At 65.1% G+C, this 627-nt stretch carries 2 protein-coding genes; both read left to right on the top strand.

Features of this window, described 5'->3' with window-relative positions:
- Positions 1 to 239, top strand: a 239-nt coding sequence (locus L6R21_28180; protein ID MCK6563083.1) for an aspartate aminotransferase family protein, incomplete at its 5' end; no start/stop codon positions are given.
- 72 nt (positions 240 to 311) lie between these two features.
- A partial coding sequence (glyA, locus tag L6R21_28175; protein ID MCK6563082.1) for a serine hydroxymethyltransferase occupies positions 312 to 627 on the top strand: 316 nt, incomplete at its 3' end.

The following is a 627-nucleotide window of genomic DNA, read 5'->3' as shown; positions in this document are numbered from 1 at the left end:
TGATGGCGGGGATCGAACTGAACAGGAACTGCAATGAGCTGGTTGGGCGCGCCCTGGCCGAACAGCACTTGCTCATCACGGTGACCCGCGACAACACCATCCGGCTGCTGCCCCCGCTGGTCTGCGACGAAGCGCAGATCGACGACATCGTGGCGCGCCTCGCCCACCTGCTGTCGCCGACCGCATCGGACGGCCCTGCAGCGCCCTCCGAAACGACGCCGCAGGAAGCAGCGGCATGAAGCTGGGCATCGACGCCCCCGACCGCATCGAGTTCCGGACCCGAACAATTCAGACCACAGGACGACCCACCCATGTATGACCCATCCCTGACGCTCTCCGATTTTGATCCCGAGTTGGCGGCAGCCGTGCTGCGCGAGGAACGACGGCAGGAAGACCACGCTGAGCTGATCGCCTCCGAGAACTACGCCAGTCCGCTGGTGATGGCCATCCAGAACACCGTGTTCACCAACAAGTATGCCGAGGGCTATCCGGGCAAGCGCTACTACAGCGGTTGCGAGCACGTGGATGTGGCCGAGCGCCTGGCCATCGAGCGGGCCAAGGCGCTGTTCGACTGCGACTACGCCAACGTCCAGCCGCATTCCGGCGCCCAGGCCAATGCCGCGGTGT

This window comes from bacterium (genome assembly GCA_023150945.1).
Taxonomy (GTDB): Bacteria; Zhuqueibacterota; Zhuqueibacteria; order Zhuqueibacterales; family Zhuqueibacteraceae; genus Coneutiohabitans.
The sequence above is the reverse complement of the archived record's forward strand: the minus strand, read 5'-3'. Positions and strand labels throughout refer to the sequence as shown.